This is a genomic window from Janthinobacterium violaceinigrum, assembly GCF_009208555.1.
GTDB classification, from domain to species: domain Bacteria; phylum Pseudomonadota; class Gammaproteobacteria; order Burkholderiales; family Burkholderiaceae_D; genus Janthinobacterium; species Janthinobacterium violaceinigrum.
Genome location: NZ_WFLI01000004.1, coordinates 156,495 through 181,763, shown reverse-complemented (window position 1 = coordinate 181,763; position 25,269 = coordinate 156,495). Strand labels below are relative to the sequence as shown.

Sequence of the window (25,269 nt, the reverse complement as noted above, 5' to 3'; positions counted from 1 at the left end):
AAAACGTCATTATCGGCCATCTGGGCCGCGCACAAGTAAAAACCTGTTGACTGGGAGGGGATAGCGCCTGCCGCGGCCGGCTGTTGCGGGCGCGCCGCAATCGTATTTTATTTCCCCTGGGAATGTCAAAGTGCAAATAAACAACTTTGCAATTCCTTTTTTTTGTGGGAGCATGATTTTGATCAAGTCTGTAATCAAAAAAGCCGACCGCCAGTCCTGTTGCTGCGCCTGCACTGCAAGGCGCGCCAGGCCATAGGAGCAAAACATGCGTTTCCTCCGGACAGTTGGTTTGCCCTTCTGTTTGTTCATGCACTCTACACTTGCCGTGGCGCACGGGCAGGCTGGCTCTCCCGTGGCGGTGCCGGGCGCGGCCAGCTCGCGCATCGTCCGCTTCGCGGCGGAAGACTGGCCGCCCTTCATTTCCCGCAGCCTGCCTGCCGACGGCATGTCGGGCGCCATGGTCAGCGCCGTCTTCGAGCGTCTCGGCTACACGGTCAAATATGAATATTTCCCCTGGAAGCGCGCCATGCAGTTTGGCCTGGCCAGTCCCCGCTACGCGGGTTTCCTGGCCGTCTGGCGCACGCCGGAACGGGAAAAGCTTTGCCACTTTTCTGCTCCCGTTGGCAACACGCAGGGTGTGCTGGCCTACCTGAAAGAGGATGGCGCGCCTGGCGCTACCCTGGCGGAGCTGGGCAAGCTGCGCATCGGCACCGTGGCCGGCTATTCGAACGGGGAACAGTTCGATGGCATGGTGGCGCGCGGCGAGCTGAAGACGGAAGAGGGCTTGAACGACGCCACGAACCTGAAGAAGCTGTTCATCAAGCGCTACCGCGTGATCGTCATCGAGCGCCATGTCCTGCAGCATCTGCTGATGGGACGCAACTTCAGCAAGGCCGAGCGCGAGCGCATCGCCATCATCGACACCGTCTTCAAGGAGCGCCCCGTGCATGTGTGCTTCAAGCGCGATGACGAAGGTGCCGCGCAGCAAAAACGCTTCAACGAGGCGGCGCGCGATATCGACATGGCCAGGCTGGAGCGCGACTACTGGAAACGGCTCGACCAGAGCCTGGCGACAGCTCCTTCCGGTCCCTGACATCCCGCGCCCCTGTTGTTAGTTGCCAAAACGAAATATCTAAATACGAAACCATTCGTTCTTGTTTGTTTGTCCATCCTTTAGTCTGCAGCCACTGTGTTGACGACTTTGAAAGGATGTTTTCGTATGCTGGAACCGATTCACAAGCAAGATCCTGCTCCGCGCCTGCGGCAACTGGCGCACGCCGTCTCGGCCGCCGTACTGCTGCTGGGAGTGCCGGGCGCAGCGTATGCGCAAGCCGCGCCGGACGGCGCTGGCGCGCTGGCTGGCACCCCGCCCGATACCGTCATCGTCACGGGCGCGCGCGGCACGGGACGCACGGTGGCCAACAGCGCCGCGCCCATCGACGTGATCAGCGCGCAGCAACTGCTGGCTACGGGCAAACTGAACTTGCTCGACGCGCTGGACACGGCCCTGCCATCGTTTAACCTGCCCGCCCGCGTGCAACCGGACCTGGGCAGCATCGTGCGCGCGGGGCAGCTGCGCAACCTCGACCCCTCGCACACGCTGGTGCTGGTCAATGGCAAGCGCCGCCATACGACGGCCATCGTCAACGAGGATGGCTTCCCCGGGTCCGTCGCCACCGACCTGGCCCTGATTCCCACGGGGGCCATTGCCCGCGTGGAAATCCTGCGCGATGGCGCTTCGGCCATCTACGGTTCCGACGCCATTGCGGGCGTCATCAACATCATCCTGAAATCCGATGACAAGGGCAGTTTCAGCACGCAGCTCGGCTCCACCTACGATGGCGACGGCACCAACGGTTCCGCGCGCATCGACGGCGGCACGCGCCTGGGCGAGCATGGCTTTGCCCACTTCGGCGCCGAAGTCCAGCGCCAGGGCATTGCCGTGCGCAACTTCGGCCTGAATCCCGGCTATCTGTCGTATCCGGCCGTGCGCAACAGCGATGGCCAGCTGGTGAAATTGGGCGCGAACAACAGCTTGCCAGCGGGCGCTTCGCCGAACCCGGCCGAAGCGAACCGCAACAGCAATCCGTGGCGCAACACGGGCGTGCCGCAAAGCACGACCACCTCCCTTAGCGCCAACCTCGGCTATGACCTGTCGAACGACGTGCAACTGTACGGTTTCGGCACCTACGCCCACCGCAATGCCCGTTCGGCGCAGAATTTCCGCCTGCCCAATACCATTTTCAATAACAACCGGGGCTTGCTGTCCGTGTATCCGGACGGCTTCACGCCGTATGAAACGACAAGCGAAAACGATTTTGCGCTGACGGGCGGCATCAAGGGCGAGACGGCGGGCTGGAGCTGGGATGTCAGCAGCACCTACGGCCGCGACGATATCGACGTGGGCGTGGAAAACTCGGCCAATTATTCGCTGACCTATCCAGGCGGCAAGACCGACTTCCGCATCGGCAATCAGCGCTACAGCCGCTCGACCACCAACGCCGACGCGCGCCGTCCCGTAACGCTGGGATTGAGCGAGCCGGCCGACCTCAGCGTCGGTCTCGAGTACTCGCATGAAACGCAGCAGCGCAGCCCCGGCGAACCCGCTTCCTGGCAGGGCAGCGGCTCGTCGGCGCTGGCTGGCTACCTGCCCGTCGATGCATCCGATACGGCGCGCCACAGTTACGCGGCATACGTGGGCCTGGGCGCGAAACTGACGCCGCAATTGCTGCTCGATACGGCCCTGCGTGCCGAAAAATATTCGGATTTCGGCAGCAAGACGACGGGGCGGCTGTCCGCCCGTTATGACGTCACGCCCGCCGTGGCCGTGCGCGGTACCGTCAGCAATGGTTTCCATGCACCCAGCCTGGTGACGCAATCGTATTCGAATACGTCCGATCATGCGGGCGTGCCCTACACCCTGGCGCAGCCGAATTCGGCCGCCGCGCGGGCCCTGGGCGCGCAAGCGTTGAAACCGGAAAAATCGACGAATCTGTCGGCCGGACTGACCTTCAATCCTACCTCCACGCTGCGCCTTGCCGTTGACGCGTATCAAATCAAGGTCAGCGACCGCCTGGGCGTGTCGTCGAACATCGGCATCGACCGCAGCTCGGGCGTGGCGCTCGACGGCAGCGGCCGTCCGCTGACGGCCGCGCAAGCCACGGTGATTGAAAACCTGCTGCGCTCGGCGGGCTTGGCAGTCGGTAATGGCCTGGTGGCGCATTACTTTGCCAACGTGGGCGACACGCGCACGCGCGGCATCGACTTGACGGCCGAGGATGTGTTGCGCGTGGCCGACGGCAAGCTGCGCTGGACGGTGGCCGCGAACATCAACCACACGAGCCTGGTGGGCAAGGCGGCCTTGCCGACGGTGCTGCAAGGCTTGCCGAACATCGGCACCCTGAGCAAATCGGCCGAGTACGACTTGCTGTACCGGGCGCCGCGCGACAAGGAAATTGTCACTGTGGCGTATGAAAAGGCGGGTTGGACGTTCAATTTGCGCGAGACGCGCTACGGCAAGCTCAAGCGCCTGAACGCCATCACGGGCGGCGACTATCAGCTGAAAGCGGCCTTCGTGACGGATGTCAGCGTGGGCTACGACATCAGCAAGCGCATCAACGTGACGGTGGGCGCCAACAATGTCTTTGACCAGAAGCCGGGCCAGGTGCCGCGCGAAGCGCGCAGCGCCGCCAGTCTGGCGCAGTACACGGGCGCGTATGACAACTCGGGCCCGCTCGGCGTACTGGGCGGCTATTACTACGCCCGCGCCACCGTGCACTTTTGATCTGCCTTCTTTTCATACTGATAATCAAGAACAGGAAATCCTATGTCTGACAACACTCAACACGCGGCCATCGATCTGGAATGGGCGAACCTGCTGTCGCCGCAACGCCGCACGGTCTTGCGCGGCGGCGGACTGGTGGCGGCACTGGCCGCTTCCGGTTTGGCGGGCTCCGTCCTCGCGCAGGACGGGGCCGTCAAACGCGCAAAAGACGTCAAACCCGCGGCAACGGGCAAGAGCCCGTGGGGCGAGCATACGGATACGGCGCCCACGCCGCGCCCCGTCAGCGTGCGGCCCGGCGAGGAAACCTTGCCCTCGAAGCCGCGCGCCTACACGGATATCGAGAGCTATCACGCGCACATCTATTTTGACGAAGACAGCTACCAGAAGGCTGCGCTGATACGCAAATGGGCGGCCGAGCGCTTCCAGATCGAATTGGGCGACTGGAATCTGGAACCGCGGGGCCCGCACGTGACCCCCTCGTTCTATTTCGGCTTTACCAATGACTTGTTGCCCGTGATCGTGCCGTGGCTGCAGTTGAACAGCCTGGGGCTGACGATCTTGATCCACCCGAATACGGACGATCCCCGCGCCGACCACCTGTATTACGCGCTGTGGGTGAACCGCTCGCAGCCCGTGAATGGCTATGCGATGAAAAAGCCGGGGCCGGGCGAGCCGAGAGTGGAGCAAATCTTTGTCAATACGCGTCCGACGGTGAAAATCGAAACGTCGCACGCATGAAAAAAACGCCACGTCAGTTGAAGCTGGCGTGGCGTTTTGTTGAAATGAAGCTTATCAGGCGTGTTTCTGGATGAATTCGCCGATTTTCGGGCAAATGATTTCGCGCCAGCGGCGGCCCGAGAAAATGCCGTAATGACCACATTTTGGCGCCACGAAATCCTGCTGCATGTCGGCAGGGATTCCTGAACACAAGTCATGCGCCGCCTGCGTCTGTCCGGCACCGGAAATGTCGTCCAGTTCGCCTTCTACGGTGAACAGCGCCACATTCGTGATGTCTTGCGGACGCACCAGCTGGCCGCCCACTTTCCACGTGCCCTTCGGCAGGCTGAATTCCTGGAAGACAGTCTTGATGGTTTCCAAGTAGTACTCGGCCGGCATATCCAATACGGCGTTGTACTCGTTGTAGAACTGGCGGTGGCCTTCCGCCGGCTCGTCGTCGCCCGTCACCAGGTGCATGTAGAACTCGCGGTGGCTTTGCGCGTGGCGGCCCGGATTCATGGCGATGAAGCCGGCGTGTTGCAGGAAGCCGGGATACACCTTGCGGCCAAAGCCCGGGTAGTTCGGCGGCACCGCGTAGATCACGGTGTTTTCAAACCACGAGAATTTCTTTTCCGTCGCCAGGTTGTTGACTTGCGTAGGCGAGCGGCGCGGGTCGATGGGGCCGCCCATCATCGTCATGGTTTTCGGCATGTGCGGATCTTTTGCCGTCGCCATCAGCGAGATGGCAGCCAGCACGGGCACGGTCGGTTGACAGACGGAAATGACGTGCAAATCAGGCGCCAGCAGGCGGATGAACTCTTGCACATAATAAATGTAGTCGTCCAGGTGGAACGGGCCTTCCGTCAGCGGTACCATGCGCGCGTCCGTCCAGTCGGTGATGTAGACATCGTGCTCGGCCAGCAAGCCGCGCACGGTGTCGCGCAGCAGGGTCGAGTGGTGACCGGACAGGGGGGCAACCAGCAAAACTTTGGGCTGTTGCAAGCCAGTGGCTTCTTTCTTGAAGTGGATCAGGCGGCAAAACGGTTTTGTCACGACAACGTGTTCGCGGATGTCGACGCTCTCGCCTTTGACGAGAACGGATTTGATGTCGAATTGTGGTTTTTCGTAGTCTTTGCCAAGGCGGTACATCAGCTCGTAGCCGGCTGCGATGCGTTGCGAAAACGGGGTGTGGGCCAGTGGGGAAACCGGGTTGGTAAATAACTTGGAGGACATGTCTGCCCATTGCATCACCGGGGTGAGGAAAGAGCGTTGCAGTTCGTGCAGTTGGTAAAGCATATAGAGTCCTTGTTTAATTCCAAGCGCCAATATCGGCTCAAATATCATAATCCAATTTTACGATATTTGTTGAGGACAAAATGTGCTTTACCGCGCATAGGTCCACGCTTTGCGCATTGCTGTGACAGCGCGCCACACTTGCGTGGATAGACCTGCAATGATGTTTTAAAAGTAAAAAAGCAGCGTTTCCGCTGCTTTTTGTGGATTTTTTTTGCTGCTACGCCCCTGCGGGGAGAAGTGTCCCCGCCGCAATGGCCGCCGCAGATGCCGTGCGCTTAGCGCACCAGCATGTCGAGCTTGTCCTTGACGTCCTTGTATTGCTCGGCTTCCGGCAAGGCAGCTTTCGTCTTGGTGATCGAAGGCCAGTTGCGGGCCAGATCGACGTTGATCTTGATGAAGGCTTGCTGGTCGCCCGGCACGTCTTCTTCCGCGAAAATCGCGTTCACCGGGCACTCTGCCACGCAGACTGCGCAGTCAATACATTCGTCCGGATCGATTGCCAGGAAGTTTGGGCCTTCCCGGAAACAATCTACCGGGCAGACATCGACGCAGTCGGTATAGCGACAGGCGATGCAGGATTCGGTGACAACGTGGGTCATAACAGTCCTATCAATATGGGGGAGGTGCTGTAGCGCCTGCAGGAACCTCGGCGGCGCATACTAAAGCAAAGCATTGTATTTTAAGGCAATTCGCTATTTCTCACAAATCCCGCTTATATACAATACGTATAAGCAAATTCATTTTTTCGTGTCGTCCTTGCCGCGCAGAGCGGGCATTTCAGCGAGTATCCGGGACGTTGCCATGAAGAACGCGGCAAGAAAGCGACAGTCGCCCGCCGCGGCATGGCGCCGGGCGGGCGGGGGGCTGTCTTGCCGTGTGGTGTTTTTGTTTTACTCAAATCAAGACCGCTACAAAATAAGTGCCAGAAACATCAGGCGCTGGCGCGTATTTGCCTCAGCAACTGTTGCCAATGTGCATTTTCAGCACTGCCATCCTCGGCAAACGTGATGGTGCGGCGCGCAGTGGGCGCATCGACGGTGATCTGCCATTGGGGGATGTCGGCGCCCACCTTTGTGCCCGTGGCTTGCTGGTGCGTGAAAAAACCGCTGCTGGCCAGTGTTGCCTCCAGCCCGGGACCAGCTGGATGGGCTTGCGTATCGATGTCATATTGTTCGCTCAGGCCGGCAAAGCCGCCACTGCTGCGGGCTGAAATTTTCATGGTGCTCCTTGCTGTCGATGGTGGTGGGGACGTGATGCGGCATGCCGTTGCCTGCGGCTGGCTGCAGGCGGGCCCGCGGCCACGGCGCACGGCGTTTATTGTCGGGGACCGTAGCTGCGGCACCAGGCGGCCAGCGCTTCGCGTTCCGTTTCCAGCAATTGATCCGATTCGCTGTATTCCGCATGGTTCATGGTACCGCAGCAGGCGCGCCGGTCTTGCACGGCCCCCGCTTCGTCGACGATGTGGGCGGCAAATGTCATCTGGCCGTCTTCCGTCATGGCATTGGCCTTGAGCACTTCGCGCACGGTAAAACTGTTGCGTATGAATTCCAGGTAGGCGCTGTTGCCATCGGCCTGGGCAATCGTCAGCATGTGGCCGGCCACGTCGGCATACGTGGCCGCTTGCTCGGGCGATGCCAGCAGGGCGCGCAGGACCAGGCCGCGCAGGTAGTCGCCGCAGCGGTGCAGCACGGCCGCGTCGTCTTCCAGCTGGGGCTGGCGTTCGTGGGAAAAGATGTCGGCCAGGATGTCGTAGATGGCGCCCGTAAACACTTGCGAGATGGCGTGCACTTCCGTACCCGCTTCGGACAGCTTGATGTCGTTGTCCGCATTGCGCAAGCCGTTGGGCCGGCCCAGGGCCAGGCCGAACTGTTCCGCCAGGTCGGCCAGGAAGGTTTTATCGTGCAGGTCGGACTTGGTCTGGGCGATCACCGCTTCCACCTGGTCCAGCTGCGACAGGGCCAGGAAGATGGCGGTCAGGTCGCCGAACGATTCGTGCAAGCCGCCCGTTTGCGGCGGATTGTTGCTGAGGAGCCAATTCGGCTTGAGGCCGTCGAGCACGGCGTGCCCCGTTTCATGGGAGACGATGTCGAGCGAGCGGCAGGTGTAGACGCGCTCGGTGGCGCCGCTGGGAATGAAGTCGCCGAACTTGAGGGCCTTGTCGCTGCGGCTGTAATACGCGTTCATGACGTTGGGCAAGCCGTGCGGGAACACGCTCAGGGGCGCCGTGTTGCTGGCGCTATTCCATTGCCAGGGCAGGGGCGGCGCCGTGTCGTTGCTGGCCAGCGCGCGCTGGTACATGGTCAGCGTCATGCGCACGATGGAAAACGTGTGGACTGCATCGAACTGGTCCGTGTTGGGCGAGACGATGAAGTCGCCGAAGGCATTCGGGCTCACTTGCGCAATGCCCGGTACGCCAAACGTGATGCGCGCATCGCGCGGGCCTTGCAGGATCAGCCCGGGCAGGAAGGCCTTGCGCGTGCCCAGCTCGCTGACGGACGGGTCTTGCTTCCAGATCAGCACGCGCGACCCCACGGGGACGGCGGCCAGGTTGCGGGCCGCGGCCTCACTCAGGCGGGGCGGACCCGGCTGCAGGGTCAGCTGTGCATTCTTGCGGTGCTCGCGGTACGGCGCCGATGGGGTAGGGACGTAGCCGACGGGCAGGGACACGCATTTGGTCAGTACGGCTTCGACCGGCACGATGACTTTCTGGTCCATGATAGCTCTCCAAGACACGCGCAACTGGAACTGGAATAGTCGTCCCGCTTCGGCGCGTCCGGTTTGATCCGGCGCAAGCGTTGCGCGGGATGGCGCGGTTTTTTTCGCCCTCCCGGTGCCTTCTGCCGCCGTGCCCGCCGCATGGCGGCTGGTATGATGCTGGCCGTATTGCCCCCGTTTTTAATAAAAGGATTGTTTGATGGCGGATATAAATATAGTTCAGCAACATAAGCTGACAGCAGCAAAGGCGCGCGAAGCGGCGCAGCAAGTGGCCGACAAGCTGGCCCAGGAATATGACCTGGCGTGCGCCTGGGATGGCGATGTGCTGCGCTTCGAGCGCAGTGGCGTCGATGGTTCGCTGACCCTGGGAAAAGAGCAGGCGCAACTGCAAATCAAGCTGGGCTTCATGCTCAGCGCCTTTGCTTCCACGATCGAAGGCAAGATTGCCGAGAAGATGCGCAAGGTGTTTACCGAGCCCGTTTGATGGCGTTTCACCCGCTTGTCTGCCGCCGCTTTTGGTGGTAAGGATAGTGTTCGGGTGCCGGGCGAAAAGACGATGCGGACAGCTCGCTTTTCGCCCCTTTACCCCCTTGTTTTGCACTTGACTGTACGCTGGCGAACATTGCTAGCACATTTCTATTTGGAAAGCCATTGGACTTTGGTGGCTTTTTGCGTTATACTTGAGTCATATTTACAACAGCTACACCGCGTTTCACCTTCTGCTTCGCAGTACTCCCACTCGCTGAGTGGTGAATAATTCTTCGGGTTTTACACCCGCATCCAGTTAAGTAGCTTGGTCGATTTTTTTTCGGTCAAATACATTTGGTGCCATGTATTTGCATGGCGCTAGCGTTGTTAAAAGTCCTGAACCACAGCCTCTTTTAGCACGCACACGGCACCCCGGCACCGGCTTTGGCCATCCGCTGGTCACACGCGTGTCACCCCCTGTTTTCTGTCGCTCCCGTGCGCTTATGCGCCGTGGCGTAGCCGACGCAACAGGGTTTGCTGATTCCCGCCGCAAGCTGGCAGCTTGCTGGGTTTCATTCCATTCGTCAAATCGAGGGAGAACCACATCGTGGCAAAACAAATCATTATCGACCATGTGTTCAAAGTGTTCGGCGACAAGCCAGAAGAAGCACTTGAACTCGTCCGTCAGGGCGCCAGCAAGCAGGACATCCTGGCCAAGACCGACTGCACCATCGGCGTTTTCGACGCCACCTTTACCATTGAAGCGGGCGAGATCTTCGTCATCATGGGCCTGTCCGGTTCGGGCAAGTCGACGCTGGTGCGCATGCTGAACCGCCTGATCGAGCCCACCGCCGGCCGCATCCTGATCGACGGCAACGACATCAATACCCTGCCGGACGCCCAACTGCGCGCCCTGCGCCGCAAGGACATCAGCATGGTGTTCCAGTCGTTCGCGCTGCTGCCGCAAATTACCGTGCTCGACAACACTGCCTTCGGCATGGAACTGGCCGGCATGCCCAAGGCCGAGCGCCATGCGCTGGCCCAGCAAGCGCTGGAGCAGGTGGGCCTGGACGGCTACGGCGCCAGCTATCCCGACGAATTGTCGGGCGGCATGCAGCAGCGCGTGGGCCTGGCCCGTGCGCTGGCCTGCGATCCATCGATTCTGCTGATGGATGAAGCGTTTTCCGCGCTCGATCCGATTATCCGTACGGAAATGCAATCGGAACTGTTGCGCTTGCAGCAAATCAAGCGCCGCACCATCGTCTTCATTTCGCATGACCTCGACGAAGCCATGCGCATCGGCGACCGCGTTGCCATCATGAAAGACGGCCACGTGGTGCAAGTGGGCACGCCGGAAGAAATCCTGCGCAAGCCGGCCAACGATTACGTGCGCAACTTCGTGCGCGGCGTCGATGCGGCGGCCGTCTTCAAGGCCAGCGATATCGCCCGCAAGAGCCAGATCGTCGTGTCGGAATCGCCGAGCCGCGGCTCGCGCGCCGCGCTGTCGATGCTGGAAGAGCAAGATCGCGCGTTTGCGTATGTTGTCAATCCGCAGCGCAAGTTCCTCGGCGTCGTCTCGGCCGATTCGCTGCGCAATGCGCTCGACGGCCATGTCGGTCCGCTGGGCCTGGCGCATGCCTATCTGCCCGACGTGCAGACCATTAATGCAGATGAGCCAGTCGCCGGCCTGTTTGGCCAGGTGGCGCAACTGCCTTACGCCGTCCCTGTGGTGGCCAACGACGGCAGCTTCCGCGGCGCCATCAGCAAGACAACCTTGCTGAAGTTCCTCGACCGCGATACGCCAGCCATAGCCGAACAACAACAGAAAGGACAAGCATGAACCCAAGCACCGTTTCCACAGTAGAACCTGTTGTTGAACAGGCCGCCCAGATCAATCCCTGGGCGCTGACGCCGCCCACCGACGCCAGCACCGCGTGGCTCGATGCCGCCGCGCCTGCCGTGCAGCCGGAACACGCGTCCGGCTTTCACCTGACGCAGATTTTCGACGGCTCGCTGCCGCTGGAAAGCTGGATCAACCAGGGCCTGGGCTGGGTCGTCGCGCATTTCCGCCCGTTCTTCCAGGCTGTGCGCGCGCCGATCGACAGCGTGCTGTCCGGCGTGGAAGGCGTGCTGCTGGCCGCCCCGTCGCTGACGGTGATCGCCATCATCGGCTTGCTGGCATGGCAATTTACCAGCCGCACCCTGGCCATCGGCACCGTGCTGGCGCTGCTGCTCGTGTCCATGCTGGGCATCTGGCCGGAAGCCATGACGACCCTGTCGCTGGTGCTCACTTCGCTGGCGTTCTGCCTGGCCATCGGCTTGCCGTTGGGCATCTTCCTTGCCAGCAGCGACCGCGCACAGAATATCCTGCGCCCCCTGCTGGATGCCATGCAGACGACGCCTGCCTTCGTCTATCTGGTGCCCGTCGTGATGCTGTTTGGTATCGGTAATGCGCCTGGCGTGATCGTGACGATCATCTTTGCCCTGCCGCCGCTGGTGCGTTTGACCAACCTCGGCATCCGCCAGGTGCGTCCGGACCTGATCGAAGCGGCCCGCGCGTATGGCGCCTCGCCGTGGCAGTTGCTGACCCGCGTGCAGTTTCCGCTGGCCATGCCGTCCATCATGGCCGGTATCAACCAGTCGCTGATGCTGTCGCTGTCGATGGTGGTGATTGCCTCGATGATCGCCGTGGGCGGCCTGGGCCAGATGGTATTGCGCGGCATTGGCCGCCTGGACATGGGCCTGGCCACCGTGGGCGGCCTGGGCATCGTGCTGCTGGCCATCACCCTGGACCGCTTGACGCAGGCGATGGGCCAGCCACGCCGTGGCGTGCGCCACTGGTACCAGACGGGTCCCGTCGGTTGCGTGCTGCGCCTGGTGCGCGGCAATGCGGAGAAAAATAATGTTGAACAGCAAGCTACGCTGGCCAACGCACAATAAAGGATACCTATGCATCAAATCGAACATTTTAAAGTGACGCAAAAATCGCAACGCAAGTTCCAGCTGTATTCCGCCCTGGCGATTGCCGCCCTGGCCCTGACCACCAGCCTGGCCATGGCGCAGACGCCGGCCGCCGATGCGCTGCCCGGCAAGGGCGTCAAGGTGCAGCCGCTGCAAAGCTCGATCGCGGAAGAAACCTTCCAGACCATGCTGGTCGACAAGGCGCTGGAAAAGCTCGGCTATGAAGTGCAGCCGATCAAGGAAGTGGAATACCCGACCGCGCATATCGCCATCGCCAACGGCGACGCCACGTTCATGGCCGTGCACTGGGACCCCATGCACAAGGATTTCTATAACAATGCGGGCGGCGACACCAAGCTGTTGCGCACGGGCCAGTATGCGGGGCCCGCCGCGCAGGGTTACCTGATCGACAAGGCGACGGCGGAAAAGTACAACATCACGAATATCGACCAGTTGCGCGATCCCACCCTGGCCAAGCTGTTCGACCACGATGGCGACGGCAAGGCCGACTTGACGGGGTGTAACCCCGGCTGGGGCTGCGAAGCGCTGATCGAGAACCACATGGATGCGTATAAATTGCGCGAAACGGTGACGCACGTGCAGGGCAGCTATGCGGCCCTGATCGCCGACACTCTGGGCCGCTACAAGCGTGGCGAACCGATCCTGTACTACACGTGGACGCCGTACTGGGTCAGCGGCGTGCTGGTGCCAGGCAAGGATGTGATCTGGCTCAAAGTGCCGTTCTCAGCCAATCCGGACAAGGTGAATACCCGCCTCGACGATGGAAGCGATTACGGCTTTGCCGTCAACACGGCGCGCATCGTGTCGAATAAAGCATGGGCGGAGAAAAACCCCGCCGCGGCCAAGCTGTTCGAAGTGATGCAACTGCCCGTGGCCGACATCAATGCGCAGAACGAGCGCATGCGCCGCGGCGAAAACACGCAAGCCGATATCGCGCGCCATACGGCCGGCTGGATCAAGTTCCACCAGCAGACGTTTGACGGCTGGATCGCGCAAGCGCTGGCAGCAGCAAAGAAGTAAGTTTCAGCGCTACCCGGCATTGAAAGAAGTGGCTACCGATTCGGTAGCCACTTTTGCGTTAACGGCCTGTTTTGGTGGTTTTTCGTGAGTTTTCAGGCCTTTTTAGGCCATTTCGGTCAGTTTCAGGTGCAAAATGGGGAAAGGCTGGCCAAACGGATCGCGTTCCGAGCGGTTTTCCGCGATAAAGCCCAGGTGGCGGTAAAAGCCGTGCGCTTGCGCGTTGTGCTCGTTGACGTCGACGGCCGTGGCGTGCAGGTTGACAATGGCGTGTTGGACCAGGCTGCGGCCGGCGCCGCTGCCCCGGTGATCCGGATGGACGAACAGCATCTCGATCTTGGCGTGCTCGACGCAGAGGAAGGCATAGGGGACACCGTCGGCAGCGCGCAGCACGTGCAGCAAGCCTTCGGCGGCGACCCTGGCCAGCTCGTCGCGCACGAAGGGCATCAGGAAGGCGATATCGCTATCGGCGAGGAAATCGTGGGTGGCGCGTACGGACAGGTGCCAGACGTCGAACAAGCGGGGCAGGTCGACGGCGTGCGCCAGGGAAACCTGGGGAATCGGTGATGGTGTCATGCAGAAATTATACTGCCCCGGCAGGCGCCAGGGCAGGCGAGGGACGATCAGTCCTTCAGGTCTTCGATCAGGTCAATGTACTGCTGTTGCGCCTCGTCCTTCGAGGTGCCGGCCAGGGCCGCCCAGGCGTCGAACTTGGCGCGGTTGACGAAATCGGTCATGCCAGGACGCTCGCCCGTGGCGTCGCCGCTCGACGCTTGCTTGAACAAGGCGTAGATTTTCAACAAGGTCATATTGTCCGGACGCTCGGACAGGGTCTTGGAATCGAGCTGCGCTTGTTCGAATTGCTCTTGTAAACTCATGATGGCTCCTGTGTGCTGATGGAATCGCTGGAAAAGTGCGGCAGGCCCGGCGGAGTGGCCACCGTGCGTGCTGCAGTGCCTGACATCATAGTGAAAAAAGGGCGCCGTGCATTAGAGGACATACTCAAAACAAAAACGCCGCCCCTCGGTGACGAGGGGCGGCGCCTGGCGCGGTCATGCGAACGCGGCCGGTTTCTTATACGCCCAGCAGTTCGACGTCGAAAATCAGGGTGGCGTTCGGTGGAATCACGCCGCCGGCGCCGCGTGCGCCATAGCCCAGGGCTGCCGGGATGATCAGCTGGCGCTTGCCGCCCACTTTCATGCCTTGCACGCCTTCGTCCCAGCCTTGAATGACGCGGCCGGCGCCCAGCGGGAATTCGAATGGGTCGTTGCGGTCCTTGCTCGAGTCAAATTTCGCACCGGCGCTGCCGTCGTCGTTCTGCAGCCAGCCCGTGTAATGCACGACAACATTGTTGCCGGCTTGCGCTTCAGCGCCTTCGCCGACGGTGGTGTCGATGTATTGCAGGCCGGAAGCGGTAGTGGTGGTGGTCATGATTATCCTTGTGTAGGCGATGAAAGCTTCAGATTGTAGAGCAATGAGTTGCAAAGCGCCATTCCAGGCCCCGGACGGGGAAAAAGAGGCGATTACGGCGATGTGTGACTGTTGCTCGCATTTAAGGGGGGATTTAATACAAAAAATACAGTGTTCCACGTAAAATGCATGTTTTGTATTTAACAGTGATTTCTCCCATGTTCCGCAGTCTACGCCGCCTTGTTTTTTCCTCGCTGTGCCTGGTTTCCGCAATATCGACGGCGCAAGCCGAAGTGGTGGTGGTGCTCAATTCCCGTGATGCTACGGTGCAACTGCTGGACCAGAAAACCTACGCGCCCCTGTCCACCTTTGCCGTCGGCAAGGAACCGCATCATCTGATGGAGACGCCGGACGGCAAGTCGCTGATCGTCGCCAGTTCCGTGGGCAACGAGCTGATCTTCCTCGACCCCGTGTCGGGCCAGATCCAGCGCCGCATCAGCAATATCCTCGACCCGTACCAGATCGGTTTTTCGCCGGACCAGAAATGGTTCATCTCGAACTCGCTGCGACTGGACCGTATCGACCTGTACCGCTACGACGGCAAGAACCTGACCCTGGCCAAGCGCATCCCGCTGCCGAAACTGCCCAGCCACATGGCGTTCACGGCCGACAGCACCATGGCCTTCATTACGCAGCAGGGCAGCAACCAGGTCAGCGCCATCGACCTGGCCACGCAAACGGTGAAATGGACCATGCCCGTCGGTCCCGCGCCGGCCGGCATCACGATGACGCCCGATGGCAAGCATTTGCTGGTGGGCATCATGGGCAGCGATTACGTGGAAGTGATCGACTGGCGCACGCAAAAGACCGTCAAACGCATCAAGGCGGGCGCCGGCACGCACAATTTCCGCGCGCTGGGCGACAACCGCATGACGTTTGTGTCGAACCGCGTGTCGAACACCATCAACATCATCGACCAGCAAACCCTGGAAAACGTGGGCACCATCAATGTGCCCGGCGGCCCCGACTGCATGGAAATCACGCCCGATGGCAAGACCATGTGGGTGACCTTGCGCTGGATCAAGAAAGTGGCCGTGATCGACCTGACCACGCGCAAGGTGATCAAGACGATACCGGTGGGCCGCTCGCCCCATGGCGTGTATTTCGCCACCCACTCGCCGCGCATGTGATGCGCCGTTGATGATGACACGCTTCATTTTCGCGGGCCACGCGCCCGCCATGCTGCTGTGCGCCAGCGCCATGTGGTCGCCCGCCCCCGCGCAGGCGACCGTGGCTGCCGCTGTATCTGCCACTGCAGCTGTCACTGCACCTGTCACTGCACCTGTCACCGCAGCTGCCAAAGCGTCTGCCGCCACGCCTGCCGCCGCACCTGTTACCCCTGCCGCCTCGTCAGCCCCGGCCGCCTGCAAGGGCACCATCTACATGACGTTCGATACGGGCAGCCAGTCGCAAGCGCAGCTGATCGCCGACGTGCTGAATAAACGCCATGTGAAGGCAACCTTCTTCCTGGCCAATGAAAAGACCACGCGCGGCGACTATTCGCTGGACCCGTCCTGGGCGCCGTACTGGAAAGCCCGCGTCGCCGAAGGCCATGCGTTCGGCACGCATACGTTTGACCACGTGTACTGGAAGAAGGATCTGGCCAACGGCTTGATCCAGGTCAAGCCTCAGTTCGGCAAGGATGGTGGCAAGCTGGCCTCGTTTACGGATAAACAGTTCTGCGAGGAATTGCGCCGGGTCGATACGCGCTTCCAGGAACTGACCGGCCGCAAGCTCGACCCGTTCTGGCGCGCACCGGGCGGCTACACGTCGCCGCGCACCCTGGCGGCCGGCAGCGCCTGCGGCTACCAGCACGCGGGCTGGGCGCCGGCCGGCTATTCCGGCGATGAGCTGCCCAGCGACAAGTATCCGAACGCCATGCTGCTGAAGAAAGCGCTGGCGAACTTGCGCAGCGGCGATATCTTTATTTCTCACATGGGCATCTGGTCGCGCAAGGATGCGTGGGCGCCCGCCAACCTGGACGCCCTGATCGCGGGCTTGCAGGACAAGGGTTTCTGCTTTGCCACCCTGCGCGAGCATCCTGCCTACGCGCAGAAGAAGGGCCAGCCATGATCGCCGCCGACATCGCCAGCTTCGCCACTGCCGCCATCGACGCCGTGGTCGACGCTTTTGGCGTGGCGCAAGGCTGGCTGTTCCAGACCGTGGTCAATCCCCTCGTGTACCACCTGGGCTTTGGCGAATTCACGGAAGAAGCGTTCGAGGGCACGGAGTGGCTGCTGATCGGCCTGTGCGAGCTGGTGCTGCTGTTTCTCGTGCTGCGCCCGCTCGAAGCCTGGATTCCCGCGCAAAAGATCACGGATCCCCGCGCCCGCTGGAACGATTTTTTCTATACCGTGCTGCACCGCATCGGCCTGTTTTCCGTGCTGGTCTTCTTCACGCTCGATCCGCTGATGGATGTGCTGGCGGGCGCCTTGCGTTTCGACAATATCCATCCCCTGAACCTGGAGTCGCTGTTGCCCGGCATCAGTCCCTTGCTCAGTTTTATCATTTATTTTGTGATACTGGACTTCGTCGACTATTGCTACCACCGGGCCTCGCACCATTTCGGCTGGTGGTGGGGCTTGCACAGCCTGCATCACAGCCAGCAAAACATGAACTTGTGGAGCGATGACCGCAACCACCTGCTCGATGACTTCTTGCGCGACGTGGTGATGGCGCTGGTGGCGCTCGGTATCGGCGTGCCGCCTGGACAATATGTGCTGCTGGTGTCGATTTCGCGCATCCTGCAAAGCTTGCAGCACGCGAATGTGAGGATACACTTCGGCCGCATCGGCGAGCGGCTGCTGATCTCGCCCCGTTTCCACCGCACGCACCATGCCATCGGCGTGGGGCATGAGTCGAAAGGCAAGGGCAGCATGGGCGGTTGCAACTTCGGCGTGGTCCTGCCGATTTGGGATATGCTGCTGGGCACCGCGAACTTCTCGGCGGGCTATGCGCGCACGGGCGTGCGCGACCAGCTGGCCCGCATCGACAGCAATGGTGTCGGCCGGCCGGGACGCAACTATGGCCGCGGCTTTTGGCAACAGCAATGGCTGGGCCTGCGCCGCATGGTGGAATTTGCAAGATTGAAACGAAAAGGACGCCGTTGATGCGTAATGTGTTGAATTCGTATGGCCGCGCCTTGCTGTCGCAATTGCACGGCAAGATACTGCTGCTGAGCGTCGTGCCGTTCATCCTGTCGCTGATCCTGTGGGGTGCTCTGCTGTATGTGGGCTTGCAGCCGCTGATCGACAGCCTGCATGCGCTGTTTACCGAGTACGATTTCTTCCGCACCAGCGGCCAGGTGCTGGCCACCTTCGGCCTGGGCGTGCTCAAAGCCGTGATCGTGCCCCTGATCGCCATGTTCATGCTGCTGCCGCTGATGATCTTGACGGCGCTCATTTTCATGGGCCTGTTCGCCATGCCGGCCATCGGCCGCCACATTGGCGGGCGGCACTTTCCGCAGCTGGAAAAAAAGCATGGCGGCAGCCTGCTGGGCAGCGTGGGCACCTCGCTGGCCACCTTCCTGCTGTTCATCGTCGTCTGGGTGCTCATGTTGCCCCTGTACGCGTTTCCGCCCGCCGCGCTGGTGGGCCAGGCCGTGCTGTGGGGCTGGCTGACGTACCGCGTGATGGCGTACGACGCCATGGCCGATTACGCCAGCGTGGACGAGCGCCACGCCATCATGCGCACGCAGCGCTGGCCCCTGCTGGCCATCGGCATGGTCTCGGGCGCGGCCGGCGCCGTGCCCGGCATGCTGTGGATGGGCGGCGTGATGTCGGTGGTGTTCTTCCCCTTCCTGGCCGCGTTCGCCATCTGGCTGTACGTACTGATCTTTATCTTCACGGGGCTGTGGTTCCAGTATTACTGTCTGGAAGCACTAGCGCGTTTGCGGGGCGTACGCGGCATGACCGACGTGGCGCCGGCGGACGCCTGACCTTATTAATCGAATCGAACGAGGAAGTTCCATGGCTATCGGATTGATCATCATCGGCGACGAAATCCTGTCGGGCAAGCGGACGGACCAGCATTTCCCGAAAGTGGTGCAAATGCTCAAGGCGCGTGGCTTGCAGCTGAGCTGGGCGGAATACGTCGGCGACGAGCCCGCCCGCCTGGTCGCCTTGCTCAAGCGCAGCTTTGCCAGCGGCGACATCGTTTTCAGCTTTGGCGGCATCGGCGCCACGCCGGACGACCATACGCGCCAGGCGGCGGCCGATGCGCTGGGCTTGCCGCTGGTGCTGCATCCGCAGGGCAAGATCAATATCCAGCAGCGCATCACGGAAATGGGCGAAGAGGCGGGCGTGCCGGCCGATTTGCACTCGCCGGAAAACCTGCACCGCCTGAAAATGGCGGAATTTGTCGAAGGCGCCGAGCTGATTCCGAATCCGTACAACAAGATTGCCGGCTTTGCCGTGCGCGAGCATTATTTCGTGCCGGGCTTTCCCATCATGTCCTGGCCCATGATCGAATGGGTGCTCGACACGCATTATGCGCACCTGTTCAACCAGGTGCCGCATGCGGAACATGCCTTGCTCGTGTATGAAACGGCGGAATCGCTGCTCACGCCGCTGATGGTGCGCCTGGAAGCGGAGTTCCCGTTGATTAAGGTTTTCAGCCTGCCCAGCGTGGGCGACGCGCAGACGCGCCGGCATATCGAACTGGGCGTCAAGGGCGAGCCGGCGCAAGCGGCGGCCGCCTTTGCCGACATGTGCGCCACGCTCGACGCCATGCAGGCGGAATACACCACCATCTGAGGTGCTGCCAGCCCGGCGCCGGCGGCTTTTGCGCCGGCGTCCAGCCCGTCGTGCATCTATGTACGCAAGCGTACATTCCAAGACGTTGTTTTTTTGCGAAAATCTTCAATGAAGCAAGATTTTTGTGCGCGCTCGTCAGTCGTTTTCATGCCGATGTGGTGGAATGGTGAACAGGGGCTTCGCGTGTCAAACGCGGGGTCGCCTGCCTGTGCAGTAGCGTGTTTTTTCGATTTACCGGTATGGACATCATGTTAAGCAAGCTTTGTTGTGACCGGCCCTGGCTGGCTCTCGTCTTACCCTGCGCGGAGCGGTATCGCTGCCGCATTTCCCGCGCCGTCCAAACCCAACCTTACCCCAGCATCCCATGAAAGACACAGGCGTCAATCTGGCCGCGCAAGAGCGGCCCCCATCTGATCCAGCTGCCGAGGCGCCGCCGCCGGCGAGCCCGCCGAAGAAGCGCCGTTCGCGCATCTGGCCGATCTTTGCCATCATTGTGCTGGCGCTGATCGCCGGCGTGGCATGGTTCGTCATGCGCGAAGTGCGCACCTCGGCCCTGCAGGCGGAATTTTTCACGCGCCTGGACCGCCAGCTGACGTTCAAGGTCGAGCCTGGCCCCGCACCGGCGGGCGCCATCCGCTATCCCCAGCACGGCCCATATGACGAGCGGCTCGGCTATGCCAGCTTGCCGGACTTCATCACCAAGCTGAACGCGCGCGACTATGCCGTCACGGCGCAGGCACGCATGTCGCCGAAGATGGTGCAACTGGTCGACCGGGGCATCTTTGCCACGTATCACGAGAAAAACCGCGCGGGACTGAGCATCCTCGATTGCCGCGCCGCGCCCCTGTTCGCGGCCAGCTATCCCGAGCGCATGTTCGACGGCTTTGCCGAAGCGCCGCCCGCGCTCGTGCAAAGCCTGCTGTTCATCGAAAACCGTGAATTGCTGGACCCGGGCACGCCCCAGCGCAATCCGGCCGTGGAATGGGACCGCCTGAGCAAGGCCATTCTCGACAAGGCGCTGAACCTGTTCGGCGGCCACCGCGGCGGCGGCGGCAGCACCCTGGCCACGCAGATCGAGAAATACCGGCATTCGGAAGACGGCCGCACCAGCTCCATGCAAGACAAGCTGCTGCAGATGCTGTCGGCCAGCCTGCGCTCGTACCAGGATGGCGAAAACACCATGGAAGCGCGGCGCAAGATCGTCGTCAACTACCTCAATACGGTGCCGCTGTCGGCGAAAAGCGGTTTTGGCGAAGTCAACGGCATCGGCGACGGCATGTGGGTCTGGTATGGCCGTCCGTTTGCCGACGTGAAGACTTTACTCAAGGGCAATATGGACCATCCGGGCAGCGCGCTCGCCTACAAGCAGGCGCTGAGCCTGCTGATCGCGCAGCGCCGTCCCTCGCATTACCTGGTGGCGGGCGGCGCCGACCTGGAAGTGCTGACCAACAGCCATCTGCGCCTGCTGGCGCAGGCGGGCGTGATTTCGCCGCAGTTGCGCGATGCGGCCATCGCCGAGAAGCTGCGTCCGTCGACGGCCTCGGGCGTGCAATCGGAAGCGTCCACCTCGTTCGTCACGCGCAAGGCGTCAAATGCCGTGCGCAACCACCTGGCCAGCATGCTGGGCGATCCCCGTTTGTACAACCTGGACCGACTGGACCTGAAGGTGGTCAGCACGCTCGACGCGCAGGCGCAAAACGCCGTCACCAAGGTCTTGCGCGAGTTGCGCGACCCGGAAGTGGCGAAAGCGGCCGGCTTGACGGGCAAGGGCATGCTGGGCAATGGCGACCCCGCCAACGTGGTCTACAGCTTTACCCTGTTGCAAAAGGGCGAGCAAGCCAACTTGCTGCGCGTGCAAACGGATAACTTTGACCAGCCGCTGGACATCAACGAAGGCGCCAAGCTGGACCTGGGTTCCACGGCCAAGCTGCGCACCCTGGTCACCTACCTGGACATCATCGACCAGCTGCACCAGCGCTACAGCGGCATGGGCGCCGCCGAGCTGAATAAAATTGCTGTCGATCCCAAGGACATGCTGTCGCAGTGGGCGATTGCTTACTTGAAACCATTGCCGCTCGGCGAAGCGCGCAACCTGCCCGCCATGCTGGCGGCCGCCATGGAGCGCAAATATTCGGGCAACCCGGGCGAAGGCTTCTTCACGGGCGGCGGTTTGCACCATTTCGGCAACTTCTCCAAGCTCGACGACAGCCGCATCATGACGGTGCAGCAGGCGCTGCGCCAGTCGACCAACCTGGTGTTCGTGCGCCTGATGCGCGACGTGGCCCGCTACTACATGTTTTCGCGCCCTGATTCCTCGGCCTCCTTGCTGGCGGACGCGGACGATCCGCGCCGCGCCCAGTACCTGAGCCGTTTTGCCGACAAGGAAGGGCGCGAATTCCTGCACCGCTTCTACCAGAAGTACCGCGGCAAGAGCGTGGACGAGCAGGAAAAGATCCTGTTGGCCAGTATCCGCCCGACCCCCGTGCGCCTGGCGAACATCTTCCGCACCATCAATCCGAAGGGCACGGTGGCCGAGTTTGGCGATTTCCTCAACGCTAACTTGCCGTCGCAAAACGAAGTGCCGCCCGAGCGCGTGGCCAAGATGTACCAGCAGTACGCGATGGAAAACTGGTCCTTGGCCGACCGCGGCTACCTGGCCAATGTGCATCCGCTGGAACTGTGGATGGTGGCGTACTTGCGCCAGCACGAGGGTTCGACCCTGTCGCAGATGGTGGCGGCCAGCGAGAAGGAACGCCAGGAAGTGTATAAATGGCTGTTCAATACGCACCGCAAGCATGCGCAGGACCGCCGCATCGCCAACTTGCTGGAAGTGGAAGGTTTCCTGGAAATCCACCGCCAGTGGAAGAAGATGGGCTACCCGTTCGATTCGCTCGTGCCGTCCTACGCGACGACCCTGGGCGCCTCGGCCGACCGTCCTGCCGCGCTGGCCGAATTGATGGGCATCATCATCAACGATGGCGTGCGCAAACCCAGCGTGCGCATCGATTCCATGCATTTCGCCGCCAACACGCCGTACGACACCATGGTCAAGCGGAGTACCAAGGTGGAAGCGGAGCAAGTGTTGTCGCCGGACGTGGCCAAGGCCGTGGCCAAGGCCATCCGCGAAGTGGTGTCGGACGGCACGGCGAAACGGGCCAAGACGGCATTCGTGGGCGCCGACGGCGTGCCCATTCCCATGGGCGGCAAGACGGGGACGGGCGACCAGCGCTTCGACGTGTATGGCGCGGGCGGCCGCCTGATCGAATCGCGCTATGTGAACCGTTCGGCCACGTTTGTGTTCAATATCGGCGAGCGCTTCTATGGCAGCATGACGGCGTATGTGCGGGGGCCGGAATCGAAGCACTACGATTTCACCAGCGCCTTGCCCGTGCAATTGCTGGTGTCGCTGGCGCCGAGCCTGATGCCGCTGATCGAACCGCCTGCGCCAGCTGAAGGCGTGGCGAAGCAGTGCACGAATTAAATCGTTGCTGCAACTAAAAGCCGGCCTGCATGGCCGGTTTTTTTATGGAGGAGAGTGACGATGGACAAGACGCAGCAACTCTTTGATCAATATCACCGTTTTGACGATGGGACGCTCGTATCATTCGGGCACGTGTATGGCCCCCAGGGCGTGCAGGCCGTGCGCATCGTCTTGTCCGCGAGAAATCATGCGCTGGAAGGCAATGTCTGGCGCCAGGTGGCCATCACGGTGGGCGACGTGCGGGAAGTGTTGGTCAGGATGCCGGGCAACTTCATCAACCGCATCTGCTGCGGCGTGAAGCTGCTGCGTTTCGGCGACGTCTGGTGTGTCGATGTCGACGGCACGTATGCGCACGATGATCCGGCGACCCTGGAAGAGGTGCGCCGCGATGGCGATTGCTACGTCATCGGCGGCACGGTCGAGGCTGTGGAACTCGATTAACCGGCAAATTCTGCCGTCTTGCCGGCCAGACGCGCGTGATACGCGGCAATGGCAGGGTAGTCGGGACGCTGCATGGGCGCCATCAGCCAGCGCTTGACGGACAGGCCCAGCACGATATCGGCCAAGGTAAATTGCTCGCCGCACACATACGCGCCCGTGCGCTGCAGCTGCTGCTCCAGGATGCCCATCATATTGTTCCATCCGGCAATACCGGCCGCCAGCTGCGCCGCATCCTGGTGGGCGGGGCTGTGGCGCACCAGCGACATGAAGGCGTAGCGCCAGCTGTTGTTCAAATCGCCCATTTGCCAGTCCATCCATTTTTCCACTTCCGCGCGGGCGCGGGGACTGCTTGGCAGCAAGTCGTCGCTGCCCGCCTGGGCGCACAGGTAGCGGCATATCGTGTTCGATTCCCACAGTACCAGGTCGCCATCGAGCAGCACGGGCACCATGGCGTTCGGGTTCAAGGCCAGGAAGGCCGGGTCGTCCGTGCTGCGAAAGCCGCTGCCCCAGTCTTCGCGTTCGTAGGGGAGGTTCAGTTCCTCGCACGTCCACAGGACTTTGCGGACATTGATCGAGGCGGCTTTTCCAAGAATTTTCAGCATGCAGGGCTCCGGGGGGCAGGTGGTTGATCCGCCACTGTAGCGGATTTGACCACGCCGCGCCTGTGAAAGTGCCTTGCATAGTTGCGCTTTTCTTGGCATCGTAGCCACCCATGAAACCTATGCGCCATCACATGTCCAAAATCCTCGCGTTCAGCCGCTTTTCCGTGCGCGATTTCCTCGCCACCGCCGGCCCCACCTTGCTGCTGGTGGGCGCGTTTTGCGCGCTGGCGTACTGGTTGGTCGATCCGGCGCCGCCGCGTCAGGTGAGCCTGTCGACGGGGCAGGACAATAGCGCGTACGAAGAGTTCGGCAAGAAATATGCAGCCACCCTGGCCAAGCACGGCATCAAGGTGACCTTGCAGCCATCGCTGGGCTCGCAGGAAAACCTGCAGCGCCTAAACAGCGGCAAGACCGATATCGCCTTCGTGCAAAGCGGCTCGACGGAACACGCGGATGCCGAGCGCCATGGCCTCATTTCGCTGGGAAGCTTATTTACGGAACCCGTCTGGCTGTTCATGCGCGAAGACAAGGCGGTCACGGAACTGACGCAATTGAAAGGCATGAAGATCAACCTGGGGCCGGAAGGCACGGGCGTGCCCAGCCTGTTCCGGCAGTTGCTGTCCGTGAACGGCGTGGAAGCGAAGGAGCTGACCGTCAGCGACTTGCAGAACACGCCTGCCACGGTGGAGCTGCTGGAAGGGCGCATCGACGGCCTCGTGTTCAGCTCGGCGCCGGAAGCACCGCTGATCCAGATGCTGCTGCAAACGCCGGGCATCAAGCTGTTTGATTTTTCGCAGGCGGAGGCGTACACGCGGCGCCTGCCCTTCCTCACGCATGTGGTCTTGCCACGTGGCATCGTCGACCTGGGGCAGAACATCCCCCCGCAGGACTATCACCTGATCGCGCCGACGGCCACCCTGGTGGCGCGCGAAGACTTGCATCCGGCCCTGGTCGACCTGTTCGTGCAGGCGGCGGCCCGCATCCACGGGGGCACGGGCTGGTTCCAGCAGCAGGGGCAGTTCCCGTCCGCGCGCTACACGGAAATTCCCGTGGCGCCCGAAGCGCTGAAATTCTACAAGGATGGCGCGCCCGTGCTGCAGCGCTATATGAGTTTCTGGCTGGCCAACTTCTTCGACCGCATGTGGGTGCTGGTGGTGGCCCTGGGCGCCCTGATCCTGCCCCTGTCGCGCGTGGTGCCGCCCCTGTACGTGTGGCGCATCCGTTCGCGCGTGTACCGCTGGTACGGCCAGTTGCGCACGGTGGAGCAGGCGCTGGAAGACGTGCCGCAAGACCAGCGTGCGCACGTGTATGCAGAGCAATTAAAACGGCTGGACCAGATCGAGGAAATGGTCAACCAGATCTCGATACCGCTGTCGTTTGCGGACGGCCTGTATGGCTTGCGCAGCCACATCAATTTCGTGCGCAAGCGCATATTGACCCTGATGGGCGAACATCCCGAAGCAGGCGAGCCGGCCTGAGCGCTTAACCCGCTTAAACGAGGGTGATCGACAGCTTGCGGCCCACCAGCGCGGCGGCCCGCCA

At 61.7% G+C, this 25,269-nt stretch carries 24 protein-coding genes; 15 read left to right on the top strand and 9 right to left on the bottom strand.

Features of this window, described 5'->3' with window-relative positions; all coding sequences use genetic code 11:
- Nucleotides 1-9 precede the first annotated feature (9 nt).
- The gene (locus tag GCN75_RS05040) at nucleotides 10-309 is read right to left on the bottom strand and encodes a hypothetical protein (RefSeq protein ID WP_152281632.1); all 300 of its coding nucleotides are present in this window, start codon (nucleotides 307-309) and stop codon (nucleotides 10-12) included.
- Between GCN75_RS05040 and GCN75_RS05035 the strand changes: the two genes are divergently transcribed.
- From GCN75_RS05035 to GCN75_RS05025, 3 genes are all read left to right on the top strand, one after another.
- Nucleotides 308-1,093: a substrate-binding periplasmic protein gene (locus GCN75_RS05035; protein ID WP_226941109.1), complete on the top strand. Its 786-nt coding sequence runs from the start codon at nucleotides 308-310 to the stop codon at nucleotides 1,091-1,093. The two genes, GCN75_RS05040 and GCN75_RS05035, sit on opposite strands and share 2 nt — an antisense overlap.
- Before the next feature lie 126 nt (nucleotides 1,094-1,219).
- Nucleotides 1,220-3,784, top strand: coding sequence for a TonB-dependent receptor plug domain-containing protein (locus tag GCN75_RS05030; protein ID WP_152281631.1), 2,565 nt, complete (start codon nucleotides 1,220-1,222; stop codon nucleotides 3,782-3,784).
- Nucleotides 3,785-3,826: 42 nt separating this feature from the next.
- Nucleotides 3,827-4,522, top strand: coding sequence for a DOPA 4,5-dioxygenase family protein (locus GCN75_RS05025; RefSeq protein WP_152281630.1), 696 nt, complete (start codon nucleotides 3,827-3,829; stop codon nucleotides 4,520-4,522).
- Nucleotides 4,523-4,576: 54 nt separating this feature from the next.
- On the opposite strand, the gene GCN75_RS05020 is transcribed toward GCN75_RS05025, so the two are convergent.
- The 4 genes from GCN75_RS05020 to GCN75_RS05005 form a co-directional block, all read right to left on the bottom strand.
- Nucleotides 4,577-5,797 (bottom strand): polyhydroxyalkanoate depolymerase, encoded by a 1,221-nt coding sequence (locus GCN75_RS05020; RefSeq protein ID WP_152281629.1) that lies wholly within the window; start codon nucleotides 5,795-5,797, stop codon nucleotides 4,577-4,579.
- A 275-nt stretch (nucleotides 5,798-6,072) separates the two neighbouring features.
- A complete protein-coding gene (fdxA, locus tag GCN75_RS05015) occupies nucleotides 6,073-6,396 on the bottom strand; it encodes a ferredoxin FdxA (RefSeq protein ID WP_010395176.1) in 324 nt (107 codons plus the stop codon).
- 332 nt (nucleotides 6,397-6,728) lie between these two features.
- A complete protein-coding gene (locus tag GCN75_RS05010) occupies nucleotides 6,729-7,016 on the bottom strand; it encodes a protealysin inhibitor emfourin (RefSeq protein ID WP_152281628.1) in 288 nt (95 codons plus the stop codon).
- Nucleotides 7,017-7,111: 95 nt separating this feature from the next.
- Complete coding sequence (locus GCN75_RS05005) at nucleotides 7,112-8,512, bottom strand: gluzincin family metallopeptidase (protein ID WP_152281627.1); 1,401 nt, start codon at nucleotides 8,510-8,512, stop codon at nucleotides 7,112-7,114.
- Nucleotides 8,513-8,711: 199 nt separating this feature from the next.
- Here GCN75_RS05005 and GCN75_RS05000 point away from each other — a divergent pair, with 199 nt between their 5' ends.
- From GCN75_RS05000 to proX, 4 genes are all read left to right on the top strand, one after another.
- Nucleotides 8,712-8,996, top strand: coding sequence for a polyhydroxyalkanoic acid system family protein (locus tag GCN75_RS05000; RefSeq protein ID WP_152281626.1), 285 nt, complete (start codon nucleotides 8,712-8,714; stop codon nucleotides 8,994-8,996).
- A 591-nt stretch (nucleotides 8,997-9,587) separates the two neighbouring features.
- The gene (gene proV / locus GCN75_RS04995) at nucleotides 9,588-10,820 is read left to right on the top strand and encodes a glycine betaine/L-proline ABC transporter ATP-binding protein ProV (protein WP_076569217.1); all 1,233 of its coding nucleotides are present in this window, start codon (nucleotides 9,588-9,590) and stop codon (nucleotides 10,818-10,820) included.
- Nucleotides 10,817-11,920 carry a glycine betaine/L-proline ABC transporter permease ProW gene (proW, locus tag GCN75_RS04990; RefSeq protein ID WP_152281625.1) on the top strand — a complete coding sequence of 368 codons (1,104 nt, stop codon included), beginning with the start codon at nucleotides 10,817-10,819 and terminating at the stop codon, nucleotides 11,918-11,920. The genes proV and proW overlap by 4 nt, the downstream gene beginning before the upstream one ends.
- 9 nt (nucleotides 11,921-11,929) lie before the next feature.
- Nucleotides 11,930-12,982, top strand: coding sequence for a glycine betaine/L-proline ABC transporter substrate-binding protein ProX (gene proX / locus GCN75_RS04985; protein WP_152281624.1), 1,053 nt, complete (start codon nucleotides 11,930-11,932; stop codon nucleotides 12,980-12,982).
- A 102-nt stretch (nucleotides 12,983-13,084) separates the two neighbouring features.
- On the opposite strand, the gene GCN75_RS04980 is transcribed toward proX, so the two are convergent.
- The 3 genes from GCN75_RS04980 to GCN75_RS04970 all read right to left on the bottom strand — a co-directional run bounded on the left by GCN75_RS04980 (nucleotide 13,085) and on the right by GCN75_RS04970 (nucleotide 14,410).
- Entirely contained in the window at nucleotides 13,085-13,555 is a 471-nt protein-coding gene (locus GCN75_RS04980; protein WP_152281623.1) for a GNAT family N-acetyltransferase, read from the bottom strand.
- A gap of 47 nt (nucleotides 13,556-13,602) precedes the next feature.
- Nucleotides 13,603-13,857, bottom strand: a complete 255-nt coding sequence (locus tag GCN75_RS04975) for an acyl-CoA-binding protein (RefSeq protein ID WP_152256538.1) — start codon at nucleotides 13,855-13,857, stop codon at nucleotides 13,603-13,605.
- A gap of 196 nt (nucleotides 13,858-14,053) precedes the next feature.
- Complete coding sequence (locus GCN75_RS04970; protein ID WP_034782471.1) at nucleotides 14,054-14,410, bottom strand: FKBP-type peptidyl-prolyl cis-trans isomerase; 357 nt, start codon at nucleotides 14,408-14,410, stop codon at nucleotides 14,054-14,056.
- Nucleotides 14,411-14,607: 197 nt separating this feature from the next.
- On the opposite strand from GCN75_RS04970, the gene GCN75_RS04965 reads away from it, so the two are divergent.
- The 7 genes from GCN75_RS04965 to GCN75_RS04935 all read left to right on the top strand — a co-directional run bounded on the left by GCN75_RS04965 (nucleotide 14,608) and on the right by GCN75_RS04935 (nucleotide 23,125).
- Nucleotides 14,608-15,579, top strand: coding sequence for a YVTN family beta-propeller repeat protein (locus tag GCN75_RS04965; RefSeq protein ID WP_034760259.1), 972 nt, complete (start codon nucleotides 14,608-14,610; stop codon nucleotides 15,577-15,579).
- A 7-nt stretch (nucleotides 15,580-15,586) separates the two neighbouring features.
- Nucleotides 15,587-16,522, top strand: coding sequence for a polysaccharide deacetylase family protein (locus tag GCN75_RS04960; RefSeq protein WP_405002780.1), 936 nt, complete (start codon nucleotides 15,587-15,589; stop codon nucleotides 16,520-16,522).
- Entirely contained in the window at nucleotides 16,519-17,559 is a 1,041-nt protein-coding gene (locus GCN75_RS04955; RefSeq protein WP_152281622.1) for a sterol desaturase family protein, read from the top strand. Before GCN75_RS04960 ends, GCN75_RS04955 begins: the two co-directional genes overlap by 4 nt.
- Nucleotides 17,559-18,386, top strand: a complete 828-nt coding sequence (locus GCN75_RS04950) for an EI24 domain-containing protein (protein WP_152281621.1) — start codon at nucleotides 17,559-17,561, stop codon at nucleotides 18,384-18,386. The genes GCN75_RS04955 and GCN75_RS04950 overlap by 1 nt, the downstream gene beginning before the upstream one ends.
- Nucleotides 18,387-18,417: 31 nt before the next feature.
- On the top strand, nucleotides 18,418-19,203 hold the full coding sequence (locus GCN75_RS04945; RefSeq protein WP_152281620.1) for a competence/damage-inducible protein A: 786 nt from the start codon (nucleotides 18,418-18,420) through the stop codon (nucleotides 19,201-19,203).
- Nucleotides 19,204-19,567: 364 nt separating this feature from the next.
- Nucleotides 19,568-22,684: a transglycosylase domain-containing protein gene (locus GCN75_RS04940; protein ID WP_152281619.1), complete on the top strand. Its 3,117-nt coding sequence runs from the start codon at nucleotides 19,568-19,570 to the stop codon at nucleotides 22,682-22,684.
- A gap of 60 nt (nucleotides 22,685-22,744) precedes the next feature.
- Complete coding sequence (locus GCN75_RS04935) at nucleotides 22,745-23,125, top strand: hypothetical protein (RefSeq protein WP_152281618.1); 381 nt, start codon at nucleotides 22,745-22,747, stop codon at nucleotides 23,123-23,125.
- Here the strand turns inward: GCN75_RS04935 and GCN75_RS04930 are convergent.
- Complete coding sequence (locus GCN75_RS04930; RefSeq protein WP_152281617.1) at nucleotides 23,122-23,727, bottom strand: glutathione S-transferase family protein; 606 nt, start codon at nucleotides 23,725-23,727, stop codon at nucleotides 23,122-23,124. The genes GCN75_RS04935 and GCN75_RS04930 overlap by 4 nt on opposite strands.
- Before the next feature lie 131 nt (nucleotides 23,728-23,858).
- On the opposite strand from GCN75_RS04930, the gene GCN75_RS04925 reads away from it, so the two are divergent.
- Nucleotides 23,859-25,205, top strand: a complete 1,347-nt coding sequence (locus GCN75_RS04925) for a TAXI family TRAP transporter solute-binding subunit (RefSeq protein ID WP_152281616.1) — start codon at nucleotides 23,859-23,861, stop codon at nucleotides 25,203-25,205.
- Nucleotides 25,206-25,269: the final 64 nt, after the last annotated feature.